Origin of the sequence: Methylobacterium sp. Leaf125, assembly GCF_001423085.1 — a bacterium.
Classification (GTDB): domain Bacteria; phylum Pseudomonadota; class Alphaproteobacteria; order Rhizobiales; family Beijerinckiaceae; genus Methylobacterium.
In genome coordinates this window covers 1-14,053 of record NZ_LMNU01000008.1, presented here as the reverse complement: position 1 = coordinate 14,053, position 14,053 = coordinate 1, and the positions used below count along the sequence as shown (strand labels likewise).

Genomic DNA, 14,053 nt, shown 5'->3' with positions numbered 1-14,053 from the left:
ACCCATGGCTGACGCATTCAACGCCGAGCAGAAGCGCTACCTCGAAGGCTTCGCCTCCGGGATCAGTGCCGCCCGCATGACCGGCGGCCTCGCCGCCGCACCGGGCGCCGCCCCGCCGGCCGAGCCCATCGGCCCGGACGCGATCCACGTCAAGGCGCAGGACGCCACCATCAAGGCCGGGGGCAAGCTCTGCGAGCAGGAGAAGTGGAAGCGCGCGGAGAACCCCTTCGACGGCCACAACCGCCTCATCGCGGAGGCCGCCACCGGCAAGGCGCCGAAGCCGGAAGACAATTTCCGCTGGCGCTACCACGGCCTGTTCTGGGTGGCGCCGGCCCAGAATTCCTACATGTGCCGCCTGCGCATCCCCAACGGCATCCTGCACTACTGGCAGTTCGCCGGCATCGCGGACCTGGCCGACGCCCACGGGGGCGGCTACGCCCACGTGACCACGCGCGCCAACCTGCAGGTCCGCGAAATCACGCCCGAGCACGGCCAGCCCTTCCTCGACGGGCTCATCGACCTCGGCCTCACGGCGCGGGGCGCGGGGGCGGACAACATCCGCAACGTCACGGGCTCGCCGGTGGCCGGCATCGACGCGCAGGAGCTGCTCGACACCCGCCCGCTGGCCAAGTCGTGGCACAACCACATCCTCAACGATCGCTCGCTGTTCGGCCTGCCGCGCAAGTTCAACGTCGCCTTCGACGGCGGCGGCGTGATGCCGGTGCTGGAGGAGACCAACGACATCGGCTTCCAGGCCGTGCGGGTGCTGGAGGGGGCGAGCGTCGCCCCGGGCGTGTGGATGCGTCTCGTGCTGGGCGGCATCTCGGGCCACCGGGATCTGGCCCGCGACACCGGCGTGGTCCTCAGGCCGGAGGATTGCAACCGGGTCGCCGACGCCATCCTGCGGGTCTTCATCAAGAACGGTGACCGGACCAACCGCAACAAGAGCCGGATGAAGTACGTCCTCGACGCCTGGGGCTTCGACAAGTACCTCGCCGCCGTCGAGGAGGTGCTCGGCCGCACCCTCGACCGGGTCGATCCCGCCCACGTCGCCCCGCGCGGGGCGATGGACCGCTTCGCCCATGTGGGCGTGCACGCACAGGTGCAGCCCGGTCTCAACTGGATCGGCGTGGTCCTGCCCGTGGGCAAGCTCACCACCGACCAGATGCGGGATCTGGCCAAGATCGCGGTGGAATGCGGCGACGGCGCCATCCGCATGACCGTGTGGCAGAACTTCCTGTTCTCCGGTGTCCCGGATGCCAAGGTCGCCGAGGTCCGGGCACGGGTCGCCGCCCTCGGGCTCACCACGGAGGCCTCCAGCATCCGCGCCGGCCTCGTCGCCTGCACGGGCAGCCGCGGCTGCAAGTTCGCCGCCTCCGACACCAAGGGCCACGCCCTGATCATCGCCGACACCATCGAGGCGAACCTTACGGAGCTCGACGTGCCGGTGAACGTCCACCTCACCGGCTGCCATCACTCCTGTGCCCAGCACTACATCGGCGACATCGGGCTCATCGGCGCCAAGGTCGTGGTCTCCGAGGAGGGCGACACCGTCGAGGGCTACGACATCGTCGTCGGTGGCGGCTTCGGCGACGCGCCGAAGATCGGCACCGAGATCTGGAAGGCCGTGAAGGCCGAGGATTGCCCGGCCCGCATCGAGGCGCTGCTGCGCAGCTACCTCGCCCGGCGGACGAGCCCCGCCGAGAGCTTCCAGGCCTTCACCAGCCGCACCGGCCCCGAGTCGCTGCGCAACATCGCCGAAGAGCAACCCGTCCTGAAGGCCGCCGCATGAGCGAGCACGTCACGCCCCCCCTGGTCCTCATCCCCGAGACCGCCCCCTTCGACCCGGACCAGCGTGCCTGGCTCTCGGGCTACTTCGCCGCGCTCCTCGGCCCCGCGGTCGAGGGCGCCACGGCCCTGGCGCCGGGCGACGCGCCGGCCGGCGGGCCGGCGCTCGCCGACAACGACGATGCCCCCTGGCACGACCCCTCCCTGCCGCTGCCCGAGCGGATGGAGATGGCCAAGGAACGGCCGGAGGCGCAGAAGCTGATGGCCGCCATGGCGCAGCAGGATTGCGGCCAGTGCGGCTACAACTGCGCCGACTACGCCAACGCGATCTTCCTCAGGAACGAGGAGCGCCTGAACCTCTGCCAGCCCGGCGGCAAGGACACGCTCCGGATGCTGAAGAAGCTCGAGGAGGAGTTCGGTGCCGCCGGCGGCGCCGCGCCGAAGAAGGCCGAGGACGCCGCGCCCAAGGCGGCCCCCGCGCTCGGCCCCCTCGGCTTCTGCCGGGAGAACCCCGTGGAGGCGACCTTCGTCTCGCGCACGCGCCTCAACGCGCCGGGCGGCGAGAAGGAGACCTGGCACGTCGAGATCGATCTCACCGGGACGCCGATCGACTACGCGGTCGGCGATTCCCTCGGGCTGTTCCCCGCCAACGCCCCGGCCCTGGTGGACGCGGTGATCGCCGAGCTCGGCGCCCGGCCCGAGCGCAGGATCGGCGGCAGGACCCTGCGCGACCGGCTGCTGACCGACTACGCCCTGGGCGGCGCGCCGGATGGGCTCTACCAGCTCCTCTCGCTGCTCACCTCGGGCGAGGCCCGCCGGAAGGCGCAGGCGCTCGCCGCCGGCGAGGACCCGGACGGCGACGCCGCCCATCTCGACGTGCTGGGCGCGCTCCACAAGTTCCCCGGGGCGCGCCCCGACGCGGAGGTGTTCCTGGAGGCGCTCGACGAGCTGCAGCCGCGGCTCTACTCGATCTCGTCCTCGCCGAAGGCCGATCCGGGCCGGGTCTCGCTCACCGTCGACGCGGTGCGCTACAGCCACCGCTCGCGCCTGCGCCTCGGCGTCGCCTCGACCCATCTCGGCGAGCGCATCCCCGAGGGCAGGACGGTGAAGGTCTACCTGCAGAAGGCGCACGGCTTCGCCCTGCCGGAGGACCTGTCGAAGGACGTCGTCATGGTCGGGCCCGGCACCGGCATCGCACCGTTCCGCGCCTTCCTGCGCGAGCGCGACGCCACGCAGGCGCCCGGTCGCAACTGGCTGTTCTACGGCCACCAGAAGCAGGCCTCCGACTTCTTCTACAAGGACGAGCTCAACGCCCTGAAGGACCGCAAGGTGCTCACCCGCCTGTCGCTGGCCTGGTCCCGCGACGGCACCGAGAAGACCTACGTCCAGGACCGCATGCGCGAGAACGGCGCGGAACTCTGGAAGTGGCTCGAGGGCGGCGCGCATTTCTACGTCTGCGGCGACGCCAAGCGCATGGCCAAGGACGTGGAGCGGGCGATCATCGACGTCGCCGGCCAGTTCGGGGGCAAGAACCCCGACGAGGCCGTGGCCTACCTCGCCCACCTCAAGAAGACCGGCCGCTACCAGGCCGACGTGTACTGAGGCGCGTGTCCTGAGGCGCGTGCCCTGAGGCGCGCGTCCTCCGCACGGGAGACGGGTCACGGAGCGGGTGGACCAGGTCCCGCCCCAGGTCCCGCCCCGCGCCCCGGGCCCGACTCTTGCTCCGACCCACGACCCCGCACTTCGCCGAGGATTCCGCCATGACCGCGCACGTCCAGGCACCGGCCGCCCCCGTCAAGACCACCTGCCCGTATTGCGGCGTCGGCTGCGGGGTGCTCGCCACGCCGGACGGGCAGGGGGGCGCGGCCATCGCGGGCGACACCGCCCACCCGGCCAATTTCGGCCGGCTCTGCTCCAAGGGCTCGGCGCTGGGCGAAACGCTCTCCCTCGACAACCGCCTGCTCCACCCGCAGGTGGACGGCCTCCGCGCGAGCTGGGAATCGGCCCTCGGCACCGTGGCGGGGTCCCTGCGCCGGATCGCCGAGCAGCACGGGCCGGACGCGATCGCGTTCTACCTCTCGGGCCAGCTGCTGACCGAGGACTACTACGTCGCCAACAAGCTCGCGAAGGGCTTCCTCGGCACGCCGCACGTCGACACCAACTCACGCCTGTGCATGTCGAGCGCGGTCGCCGCCCACCGGCGCGCCTTCGGCTCGGACACCGTGCCGGGCTGCTACGAGGACCTGGAGGAGGCCGACCTCATCGTCCTGGTGGGCTCGAACACCGCCTGGTGCCACCCGATCCTGTTCCGCCGCATGATCGACGCGCGGGCGAAACGCGGCACCAAGCTGGTGGTGATCGACCCCCGGCGCACCCAGACCGGCGCGGAGGCCGACCTCTTCCTCGGCCTGAAGGCCGGCACCGACACGGCCCTGTTCGCGGGCCTGCTGGTGCACCTCGCCAGCACCGGCTCCCTCGATTACCGCTTCGTCCTCGACCACACGAGCGGCTTCGACGGCGCCCTGGAGCGGGCGCGGGCCCTCGCGCCGACGATTCCCGCCACCGCCGCCGCCACGGGCCTGTCGGAAGCCGACGTGGCCCGGTTCTTCGAGCTCTTCGCCCGGACGAAGCGCGTCGTCACCGCCTTCTCGCAGGGGGTGAACCAGTCGGCGCAGGGCACCGACAAGGGCAACGCGATCATCAACTGCCACCTCGCCACCGGCCGCATCGGCCTGCCCGGTGCGGGGCCGTTCTCCCTCACCGGCCAGCCCAACGCCATGGGCGGGCGCGAGGTCGGCGGACTGGCCAACATGCTGGCCGCCCACATGCACTTCACTCCCGAGGAGGTGGACCGGGTCCGCCGCTTCTGGTCGGCCCCCAACATCATCACGGGCGAGGGCATGAAGGCGGTCGCCCTGTTCGAGGCCATCGAGCGCGGCAAGATCAAGGCCCTGTGGGTGATGGGCACCAACCCCATCGTGTCGATGCCCCGCGCCGACCGCATCCGCGAGAGCCTGAAGGCCCTCGACCTCTACGTCGTCTCGGAGGCGGTGGCCGACAGCGACAGCGCCCGGGCGACGGGACGCAGGACCGTGCTGCTCCCGGCCCTGGCCTGGGGCGAGAAAGACGGCACGGTGACGAATTCCGAGCGCCGGATCTCGCGCCAGCGCAGCTTCCTGAAAGCCCCCGGCGAGGCTCGGGCCGACTGGCAGATCATCTGCGACGTCGCCAAGCGCCTCGGCCACGGCGAGGCCTTCGCCTATTCGGGCACCGCCGCGATCTTCCGCGAGCATGCCGGTCTCTCGGCCTTCGAGAACAACGGCACCCGCGACTTCGACCTCGGAGCTGTCAGCGACATGGCCGATGCGGCCTATGCGACGACCGCCCCCCTGCAATGGCCGCTGCCGAAGCGCGGCAAGGCACGCGCCCGGCTCTTCGCCGACGGGCAGTTCTACACCTTCGATAAGCGCGCCCGCTTCGTGGCCGTGCAGGCCCCCGCCCTCGCCGAGGGCGTGAGCGAGGCCTTCCCCCACGTCCTCAACACCGGCCGGGTCCGCGACCACTGGCACACGATGACGCGGACGGGAAAGAGCCCGCGCCTCTCGGCCCACCGTGCGCTGCCCTTCGTGGAGATCCACCCGGACGACGCCGCTGCGCTGGGGCTGAAGGAGGGGGATCTCGCCCGCCTCAGCACGCCGCACGGCACGGCGACCCTGGAGGCGATGGTCACCGACGCGGTCCGACCGGGCAACCTGTTCGCCGCCTTCCATTGGAGCGCCGCCACCGCCTCGGATGCCCGCGTCGGCGCCCTGGTGCGCGGCGTACCCGATCCGGTCTCGGGCCAGCCCGAGCTGAAGGCGACCCCGGTCGGCATCGCGCCGGTGCCCTATCGCAACCGCGGTTTCCTACTGACCCGCGGCGCGCAGGGATTGCCCGAGGGCTGGTGGTGGGCCCGCGCCACGATCGCGGGCGGCTCGGGCCTGCAATTCGCCACGCAGGAGAGCTCCCGCGCCGTGGCGCTGATGATGCGCGGCCTGTTCCAGGGCCACGAGCTCGCCGAATACGCCGACCACGCCCGCGGACGCTACCGCTGCGCCGTCTACGAGGCCGGCCGCCTCGTCGCATGCCTGGCCCTCGGCCCCGCCGAGGCCCGCCCGGGCTGGGACGAGGCCAAGGCCCTGTTCGCGGAGCTGGAGCCCACGGCCTCGGCGCGACGCGCCCTCCTGACGGGCCGGGCCGAGACCGCCTCGGCCGGGCCCACCGTCTGTGCCTGCCACGGCGTCGGCCTCGACGTCATCACGGGAGCCATCGCCGCGGGGGCCGGCACCGTCGAGGCGGTGGGCGCGGCCTGCAAGGCCGGCACGAATTGCGGCTCGTGCATCCCAGAGATCCGCAAGCTGCTGCCCGAGACGCTTGCGCGCAACGCCGCATAGGCTCACTTTCGGCCAAATCGACCCCCATCTCCGAGCCTCATGAGCACGCCCCGCATCCCCCGCGAAACCCGGCCCGCCGGCTCTGAAACACCGCGTGGCGGCGCCCAGGCCGGCCTCGAGCCCCTGGCCGTCCTGCCCGTCTTCGTACCGCTGCACGGCAAGCGGGCGGTGCTGGCCGGCTCGAACGGGGGTGCCCCCTGGAAGGTGAAGCTGCTCGCCGCCGCCGGGGCCCACGTGGACGTCTACGCGCCCGAGCCCAGCGAGGAGCTTCGCGCCGTGCCGGCCGAGATCGTCGCGGGCTCCGTCGCCCTGCACCTGCGCCAGTGGCAGCCCGAGGACCTCGCGGGCGCCGCCTTCTGCATCGGCGCCATGGTGGACGAGGACGACTGCGTCGCCTTCGTGGCCGCCGCCCGCTCGACCGGCGCCATCGTCAATGCGGTCGACCGGCCGCATCTCTGCGACGTGAAGTTCGGCGCCATCGTCAACCGCTCGCCCATGGTGGTGGGCATCTCCACCGAGGGCGCCGCCCCGGTCTTCGGGCAGACCGTGCGCGCGCGGATCGAGGGCATGCTGCCGCGCGGGTTCAAGGCCTGGATCGGCGCGGCCCGCGACTGGCGCGAGGAGGTCACGAGCCGCTTCCACGGCTTCTCGGACCGTCGCGCCTTCTGGGAGCGTTTCACGGATCGCGCCTTCGCCGAGCCCGACCGGGTGCCGACGGACCGGGACCTCGCCGAACTTCTGGGACAGACCGAATCCGCCCCGAAGGGCGGGGCCGTGACCCTCGTGGGTGCCGGACCGGGCGACGCCGAACTCCTCACCCTCAAGGCCCTGCGGGCCCTGCGCAATGCCGACGTCATCCTGTACGACGACCTCGTGGCGCCCGAGATCCTCGACTACGCCCGCCGCGAGGCCCGGACCATGCTGGTGGGCAAGACCGGGCACGGTCCGTCCTGCCGGCAGGACGACATCAACGCGCTGATGGTGCAGCTCGCCAAGTCCGGCAAGCAGGTGGTGCGCCTGAAATCAGGAGACCCCCTGGTGTTCGGCCGGGCCGGCGAGGAGATCGATGCCTGCCAGGCGGCCGGCATTCCCGTCAGCGTGGTGCCGGGCGTCTCCGCAGCCCAGGGAGCGGCGGCCTCGCTCTGCGTCTCGCTCACCCACCGCGACGCGGCGCGGCGGCTGCAATACGTCACCGGCCACGACCGGCGCGGGGCCCTGCCCGAGGACCTGAACTGGGGCGCGCTGGCCGATCCGAGCGTCACCACCGTAGTCTACATGCCCAAGAAGACCCTCGGCGTTCTGCTGGAGCGGGCGATCGCCGAGGGGCTCGCGCCGACGACCCCGGCCCTCCTCGTCTTCAACGCCACCCGGCCGAACCAGCACGTGGTGGAAGCCAGCGCCGCCGACCTTGCCGACCGCGTCGAGGCCTCGGGCCACGAGGGACCGGCGCTCCTTATGGTGGGCGAGGCGCTGCGCCGCCTGGGCGCCACGGCGGCCCTCGCGGTGATCGAGCCCGACAAGCTGGCGATCTGAAGGCACGGGGCTCGTCTTAGCGGGTTGCGCCCGCCGGCGCGACCCGCCGCAGGCCGGTGCGCGGCTCCAGGTCGGCCGGCTGCTTGAGGTCCCAGACCAGCCCCAGCCGCCGCAGAGTCAGGAGGAGCCACCAGCCCGGATCGTGCTGGCCGGGCTCCAACCCGAGCCGGGCCGAGTCCGGCCAGGCGTGGTGGTTGCCGTGCCAAGCCTCGCCGAAGGTGACGAGCGAGGCCGCCGGCAGGTCATGGCCCTGGACCGCCGCGCCGTCGACGACCCAGCCCTGTGGCCCCCGTCGGTGGGTGAGATGGCCGACGAGCCAATGTCCGGTCAGACTCACGCCGATTCGCACCGGCACGCCCCAGACCAGCCACGGCATGCCACCGATCCAGAAGAACAGGAGCGCCCAGGGTAGCTGCTGAGCCATCCATGTCGCTTCCAGAAAGGCCAGAACGCGGTCCCGGGACAGCCGGTCTTCCGGCGCGAAGCGCGGAGGATGCGTCAGCACGAGGCGGCAATGCATCTGCCACCAGGCATCGCGCAGCAGCGTGGTTCGGTGCGCATGGAGCGGATGGCAGGCGGCCTGGCGTTGGGCCCAGTCGCGGGTGTCGTGGAGTTGCACCATGCCGAGCGGGCCGGCCATGCCCACCAGCGTGCCGAGATAGACGAGCGCGCGCTCGACCCAGAGAGGTGCCGAGAAGCTGCGATGGATCAGCAGACGGTGCAGCCCGATGGAATGTCCGGCGCAGAGCGTGACCGCGCTGGTGACGAGAAACAGCGCCACCGCGCTTGGCGTGACGTAGAGCGGGGCGAGGACGAGCGTCGCCAGAGTCATGCCGCCGACCCAGAGGGAGCGAGCAGGAGCCCAGGCCACGTGCCCTTCGGTGGCGGAGGTCGCGGAATCGATGCGGAGCCGTGGGGTGGAGAGACATGCCATGACGCTTCCCTGCTTTATTTAGTGAATTACCTAATTATCAAATCGCAGAGTTTGTCAACGGTTAGCTTATCGCCTAAATGGAGGGGCCCCGTGACCCGGTGCGCCTTCAGCTGTCCGAGAAACCATGCAGCGCGTCTTCGAAGCCCTGTCGTCCTCCGTGCGCCGGAAAATCCTGGCCTACCTCGCCCATACCGAGCTCAGCGCGGGGGAGATCGCAGGACGCTTCTCCATGTCGAAACCCTCGATTTCGCAGCACCTTTCGGTGCTCGAATCGGCCGGGCTGATCGCGGGTGAGAAGCGCGGGCAGTTCGTGTTCTACCGGCAGGTTGAGGACAACCTCCTCAACACGCTCAACGGCTTCGTGCAGGAGGCCTGCCCGATCGCCCGCCCGATCCGGCGCGAGAGCGCGGCCCTGGCCGGGAGTCGGGCCGCAGGGAGCCGGACCAAGACGAAGCCCGGCGCGGACAAGCCGCAGCCGGGCTGAGGTGGCGGCCGGAGGTTCCGCCGCCGTATCGGCGCTGTCCCGGCCCGGACCGGCGACGGTTTGGTGGATTGCCGGGCGGCGGCGCCTATGGTCTGAAGCCGCCAGATCCCTGGACCGCAAGGCCGTTTCCCATGCGTCGCACGCTCCTGCCCCTCCTCGCCTTCGCGGTCGGCCTCGTGGGGCTCTGCGTCGCCGCCTTCGTGGTGCTGGCGCCCAAGACCCAGGAGGCCGGGACGAGCAGCGTCGGCGGCCCCTTCACCCTGACCAACCAGGACGGGCAGCGCGTCACCGAGCGCGACTATGCGGGCCGGACGCATCTCGTGTTCTTCGGCTTCACCCACTGCCCCGACGTGTGCCCGACCACGCTGCAGCAGATCGGCGACGTGCTCCAGGCCCTCGGGCCGAAGGGGCGGGACGTGCGGGCGCTGTTCATCGCCGTCGATCCCGAGCGCGACACCCCCGCGGCCCTGAAGACCTACCTGGCGAGCTTCGACCCGCGCATCGTCGGCCTGACCGGCTCGCCGGAGGAGGTGAACGCGGCGGTGAAGGCCTATCGCGCCTATGTCCGCAAGGTGCCGACCAAGGACGGCGACTACACGATGGAGCACACCGCCCTGGTCTACGTGATGAATGGCCAGAACCGCTTCCTCAACGCGCTCAATCTCGCCCGCCCGCCCGAGGAGGCGGCGGCCGAGCTCGCCAAGATGCTCTAGGCAAGGAGATGCTCTAGGCAGAAAGATGCTCTAGGCAAGGAGATGCTCCGGGCAGGGAGATGCGGTCGGACAGACGATGCTTTAGGCAGGATGCCGTAAGGGTCGGGTCGCTCCGGGCGCCACGCGGCCCCGGGCCGTCGGCCCTGACGAGGACGGGGTCCGATGCCTCCCCGAACCGTCCGCCCCGGAGCGACCATGCCCATCCTGTCGGCCTTCCCGATCACGCCCTCGAACGCCGACGGTCAGGTGGACCTCGGCGCCCTGCAGGCCCTCCTGCAGCCCCTGGCCGCCGCCGGGGTCGGCTCGATCGGCCTGCTGGGCAGTACCGGCACCTATGCGTTCCTGGCGCGCCACCAGCGCCGCCGGGCCGTGGAGGCCGCCGTCGCGGCGGTGGCGGGCCGCGTGCCGATCCTCGTCGGGGTCGGTGCCCTGCGCACCGACGAGGCGGTGCGGATGGCCCAGGACGCCAAGGGCGCCGGGGCCGAGGCCGGGCTCCTGGCGGCGATGTCCTACACGCCGCTCACCGAGGACGAGGTCTTCGTGCATTGCGAAACGGTGGCGCGGGAATCCGGCCTGCCGCTCTGCCTCTACGACAATCCCGGCACCACCCATTTCCGTTTCACCCCGGCCCTCGTCGGTCGCCTCGCCCAGGTTCCGGGCATCGTCGCGATCAAGAGCCCGTCCCCCGAGCCCGCCGGGGCGGCGGAGCATCTCGACACGCTGCGCGCCGTGGTGCCGGCCGGGTTCTCCCTCGGCTATAGCGGCGACTGGAACGCGCTCGCGGCCCTGCTGGCGGGCGGCGAGGCCTGGTACAGTGTCTTCGCCGGGCTGTTCCCGCAGCCCGCCCTGGCGATCGTCCGGGCGGTCGAGGCCGGGGACGCCGCCGAGGCGCAGCGCCTGAACGCCCGGCTCGAGCCGCTCTGGGGCCTGTTCCGGACCTATTCGAGCCTGCGGGTGATCTATGCCTGCGCCGATCTCCTCGGCCTCTGCCGGACGGTGCCGCCGCGGCCGATCCTGCCGCTGGCGGGGGAGGCACGCCGGCAGGTGGCCGACACGCTCGCGGCGCTGGAGCTCGGCTGAGCCGGATCGCCCTCACTGCGGACGCAGCGCGCCGGTCCGGGAGGTGCGGGCGAGGCCGTGCTCGGTCTTGTTCCAGCGGTTCGGCGCGCGGACGAGTTCGTACAGCCCCGACCAGGCCGCGAGGCTGATCAGCAGGAAATAGACCGGCATCCCCGGCACGGCGGTCAGGAGGTCGAACCAGCCGCGCCGGACGCAGCCGAGGGCCGCCGGCAGCAGCATGGCGAGCAACCCGGCCACGAACAGGGTGACGGAGGTGCCGGCGGGAAGATTCGCCCAGAACCCGCCGGGCGCCGGGGAGCCGCTCCACGCGAAGTGTAGCGCGCAAAATCGAATGGCACTGCGCGCAGGTTCAAATGTCATCACTGCACGGCGCGTGAAGAGCCCTTGAATTGGCTTTCAGGTCGTAGCCGCATACGGCTCGACTGCAGGGTTGCAGCGGATCGCGATGTCAATGGCTAGGCCATAGACCTGACCTAACTTCCTAATGGCTCATCGACCCAAAGACCGGAAAAGGTCAGCGTTGCCGCGTAGACGGTTCGCTGATCCTGATTTCGGACAAGGATGGTCAGCGCTTGGACATCGGCTTTCCTGGCCAAGATCGTGTGCCGAGCAATCTCTGGAAGCGTGCGCATCGCCTCGGTTCGAATGCTGCCAGCATCGCTGCATTCGATGCCTTCTGGGTCTCGGAAAAATTCGTCGCCGTTGTGGATGTCAAAGAAGTATCGAGCCACTTGGCCACTCCACTGCGCCTGATCTGCCCCTCCGTCCTAAAACACGGTCGCAGAAACGAGAGTTCAGTGGGCTATCCGACCCAGCGAAGCCGCAGGCGCTCAGGTGCCGTCTTCGCCACAACGATATTATCACCGAGAATGCGGCCTGCGTGCCTGATTGATCCCCTGCAGGGACACCCCTCGCTCTAGCTGACAGCGCCCTCGGTGACGTGCTCGAAATTCGCAGTCAGCCCCTCACAGCCGGGACACCAGCAGGAGCGGTAGAGCCCGTAGGCGAAGAAACACCCCGCATAGTTGGCGTAGCCAGTCGGGCCGACGTAATCGACGATGGGTGAGCCATCGACGCTGACCTTTAGCAGGCCGTCGCCGCCAGCCCCGTCCATGAACTCGATCTCGAAGGCGTAGGGGCGATCTCGCTTGAACGGAACGATGGCCTTCGGCCCGAGGTCGACGTGGCGCCCTTGCTCCTGTGAGCCGGCGGTCGGGAAAGTCGCCAGGTCGACGTAGAACACTTCCTCCCGAGAGTTCCGGCCCCTCGGCTTCATGCCGATCGCGAAGGGTGGGTTCCGCCAACGCTCTGCAGGGTTGGGACGCGCGTTGTACTGGCAGATCCCGCACCAATCGTGCGTCATGAGTAGGCCGGGCCGCACGTTCACCGTAAAGCTGGCCCGCAACTTTTGGCCAGGCCCGCGCACGTCGGCCTTGCTCGTGTCGAACACCGCCATCGCCCGAGCCGGCGCGTCCTCTAGGCGGCCGGCATAGTTTCGCGCCTCCTCCGAGGACACATCACCGGCTTGGATGCTGAAGGTCCGCACCTTCCGACCGTTGAACAGCCGGTCAGTGCAGACGCCTCGTGTCACCGGGCGATCGTGCCGACGTGCCGGCAGGATGAACCGTACACCGTGGCCATCCTCCGTGACGCGCTGGCCGTCGGTGTGTTCGGTGATGATGGTCATAGTCACCTCGGGACGGCTTGCCGCCGGTTTAGGTCAAGATCGAAGGCATTTTGAGAGAGACCAAAGTCCGGGACTTCGGCCGTCAGTACCCCCAGGCCGGACGCGGATCCGAGATTTTGCGGAGGATGGGGCGCTCGAAGGTCACTGTGTAGCCCCGCGCCTCTCCTTCGGGCGCCCGCATGTAGTTGAGGAACACCACCTCGATCAGGTCCGGATTGACGCCCGCCGGGATCTGCAAAGGCGGCGTCGAGAACCAGTGCTTACGCGCCGTGCCGCCCAGCTCGGCCGTCGAGGGGGCGTTCATGCTCTTCGGATCGGCGCTGTCCCCGTTCGACTGCCAGAACGCCCGGTTCTGGCTGAGGATCGTCTTCGACCCTGCTGAGGTGTCGTAGACGATGAGATCCAGCTCATTGAGCGTCGAGAGTTCGGGGGCGTCGCCCGCGAACTCAGCCAGGATGTGCGCTCGAAGCCAGTCACCCGCGACCGGCATAACACCGCCGTTGGGCGCGACAGGATTGGTCCACCGGGTGTCGATAGGCGTGAGTTCCGACGCCGGCCGTAGGGTGATGCGCGGGAACTCATACTGGATAAGCTGGAGCGACGTGTTGCCGGCCCCTGTCGGGACCACCGTAAGCAGTTGCTTTGTGATCCCGGCCGTCCCGATCTTGCTAGGCGTGACGGTGTGAACCGAGGTGCTCTTACGGACGATGAAGTCCGTGGCTACGGCTCCCGTCTGTGCGCCAGACCGTCCACCACCCGAGCCGAGCATCTGACCATCCGACACAGGCAGAAGCGACGACACGGTAGGGTCCTGGTTGAAGGCGCTACCGGCCGAGACGCAGGCGGCGATGGCGGGTGCATACTTCTTGATACCGACGAGCAGCGCACCCTTGGTGTTCAGGTGGATTTTCGACCCAACGTCGGTCCAAAACATCGATTGGTCGATGATGCCGCCGGGGGCGAGGAGGTCATCACAGTCGATGATCGCCGCAACGCCGTCGCGGCCGGCCTGCGCCTTGATCCACGTGTTGATCCGGGTCAGGGCCGCATAGCGGTAGTCCGTGGTGGCCCAGTTGAACCCGAGCGTTGGATAGAGGGTGGATAGGATCGCCCAGACACCAGCGGCGCGGATCTTCTTCAGCTCGGTGTCGATCTGCGCGATGATGTAATCTCCGATCGCCGGCTCGGAGTTGGAGACGTTCGGGTCGCCCGTGTTCAGGGTGTTGAAGCCGGGAGACGAGAGCAAAACGATCTGAGGCTTATTTGTGAGGAGATACTCCAGACGCTTGGTCATGCCTGTCCGTCGTCAGATGATTTGGGACATTCAGCGGTGTTCAGGAGCGGAGGCTCTGGTCCATCTGGGGTGAGAGGTTAGGCAGCCTGCGCGTGATGGCGCAAGCG

General features: G+C 69.9%; 11 protein-coding genes and 1 pseudogene. 7 read left to right on the top strand and 5 right to left on the bottom strand.

Annotated features, from left to right (window positions below; genetic code table 11):
* Positions 1–4: 4 nt before the first annotated feature.
* The 4 genes from ASF58_RS09925 (at position 5) to cysG (ending at position 7,754) form a co-directional block, all read left to right on the top strand.
* Complete coding sequence (locus tag ASF58_RS09925) at positions 5–1,792, top strand: NirA family protein (RefSeq protein WP_055951041.1); 1,788 nt, start codon at positions 5–7, stop codon at positions 1,790–1,792.
* Complete coding sequence (locus ASF58_RS09920) at positions 1,789–3,390, top strand: sulfite reductase subunit alpha (protein WP_055951040.1); 1,602 nt, start codon at positions 1,789–1,791, stop codon at positions 3,388–3,390. The genes ASF58_RS09925 and ASF58_RS09920 overlap by 4 nt, the downstream gene beginning before the upstream one ends.
* Positions 3,391–3,548: 158 nt before the next feature.
* Positions 3,549–6,221, top strand: coding sequence for a nitrate reductase (locus ASF58_RS09915; protein WP_055951038.1), 2,673 nt, complete (start codon positions 3,549–3,551; stop codon positions 6,219–6,221).
* Positions 6,222–6,260: 39 nt separating this feature from the next.
* The gene (gene cysG, locus ASF58_RS09910; protein ID WP_055951036.1) at positions 6,261–7,754 is read left to right on the top strand and encodes a siroheme synthase CysG; all 1,494 of its coding nucleotides are present in this window, start codon (positions 6,261–6,263) and stop codon (positions 7,752–7,754) included.
* A gap of 16 nt (positions 7,755–7,770) precedes the next feature.
* On the opposite strand, the gene ASF58_RS09905 is transcribed toward cysG, so the two are convergent.
* A complete protein-coding gene (locus ASF58_RS09905; RefSeq protein ID WP_055951034.1) occupies positions 7,771–8,688 on the bottom strand; it encodes an acyl-CoA desaturase in 918 nt (305 codons plus the stop codon).
* A 124-nt stretch (positions 8,689–8,812) separates the two neighbouring features.
* On the opposite strand from ASF58_RS09905, the gene ASF58_RS09900 reads away from it, so the two are divergent.
* The 3 genes from ASF58_RS09900 to ASF58_RS09890 all read left to right on the top strand — a co-directional run bounded on the left by ASF58_RS09900 (position 8,813) and on the right by ASF58_RS09890 (position 10,965).
* Positions 8,813–9,172, top strand: coding sequence for a metalloregulator ArsR/SmtB family transcription factor (locus ASF58_RS09900; RefSeq protein WP_055951032.1), 360 nt, complete (start codon positions 8,813–8,815; stop codon positions 9,170–9,172).
* A 131-nt stretch (positions 9,173–9,303) separates the two neighbouring features.
* The gene (locus tag ASF58_RS09895; RefSeq protein WP_055951030.1) at positions 9,304–9,885 is read left to right on the top strand and encodes an SCO family protein; all 582 of its coding nucleotides are present in this window, start codon (positions 9,304–9,306) and stop codon (positions 9,883–9,885) included.
* 195 nt (positions 9,886–10,080) lie between these two features.
* Positions 10,081–10,965 carry a dihydrodipicolinate synthase family protein gene (locus ASF58_RS09890; protein WP_055951028.1) on the top strand — a complete coding sequence of 295 codons (885 nt, stop codon included), beginning with the start codon at positions 10,081–10,083 and terminating at the stop codon, positions 10,963–10,965.
* A 12-nt stretch (positions 10,966–10,977) separates the two neighbouring features.
* On the opposite strand, the pseudogene ASF58_RS25750 reads toward ASF58_RS09890, so the two are convergent.
* The 4 genes and pseudogenes from ASF58_RS25750 to ASF58_RS09875 form a co-directional block, all read right to left on the bottom strand.
* Positions 10,978–11,217 (bottom strand): annotated as a pseudogene (locus ASF58_RS25750) (glycosyl transferase); the annotation flags it as partial.
* A 221-nt stretch (positions 11,218–11,438) separates the two neighbouring features.
* A complete protein-coding gene (locus tag ASF58_RS24880; RefSeq protein ID WP_082512972.1) occupies positions 11,439–11,696 on the bottom strand; it encodes a hypothetical protein in 258 nt (85 codons plus the stop codon).
* Positions 11,697–11,881: 185 nt separating this feature from the next.
* A complete protein-coding gene (locus ASF58_RS09880) occupies positions 11,882–12,652 on the bottom strand; it encodes a hypothetical protein (protein ID WP_055951024.1) in 771 nt (256 codons plus the stop codon).
* A gap of 82 nt (positions 12,653–12,734) precedes the next feature.
* The gene (locus tag ASF58_RS09875) at positions 12,735–13,946 is read right to left on the bottom strand and encodes an SGNH/GDSL hydrolase family protein (RefSeq protein ID WP_055951022.1); all 1,212 of its coding nucleotides are present in this window, start codon (positions 13,944–13,946) and stop codon (positions 12,735–12,737) included.
* Positions 13,947–14,053: the final 107 nt, after the last annotated feature.

Excerpts from the sequence above, each read along its gene's own strand:
- ASF58_RS09880 (WP_055951024.1), bottom strand. The coding sequence starts at position 12,652 with ATGACCATCATCACCGAACACACCGACGGCCAGCGCGTCACGGAGGAT.
- ASF58_RS09925 (WP_055951041.1), top strand. The coding sequence starts at position 5 with ATGGCTGACGCATTCAACGCCGAGCAGAAGCGCTACCTCGAAGGCTTC.
- ASF58_RS09895 (WP_055951030.1), top strand. The coding sequence starts at position 9,304 with ATGCGTCGCACGCTCCTGCCCCTCCTCGCCTTCGCGGTCGGCCTCGTG.
- ASF58_RS09875 (WP_055951022.1), bottom strand. The coding sequence starts at position 13,946 with ATGACCAAGCGTCTGGAGTATCTCCTCACAAATAAGCCTCAGATCGTT.
- ASF58_RS09915 (WP_055951038.1), top strand. The coding sequence starts at position 3,549 with ATGACCGCGCACGTCCAGGCACCGGCCGCCCCCGTCAAGACCACCTGC.
- ASF58_RS09900 (WP_055951032.1), top strand. The coding sequence starts at position 8,813 with ATGCAGCGCGTCTTCGAAGCCCTGTCGTCCTCCGTGCGCCGGAAAATC.
- ASF58_RS09905 (WP_055951034.1), bottom strand. The coding sequence starts at position 8,688 with ATGGCATGTCTCTCCACCCCACGGCTCCGCATCGATTCCGCGACCTCC.
- ASF58_RS09890 (WP_055951028.1), top strand. The coding sequence starts at position 10,081 with ATGCCCATCCTGTCGGCCTTCCCGATCACGCCCTCGAACGCCGACGGT.
- cysG (WP_055951036.1), top strand. The coding sequence starts at position 6,261 with ATGAGCACGCCCCGCATCCCCCGCGAAACCCGGCCCGCCGGCTCTGAA.
- ASF58_RS09920 (WP_055951040.1), top strand. The coding sequence starts at position 1,789 with ATGAGCGAGCACGTCACGCCCCCCCTGGTCCTCATCCCCGAGACCGCC.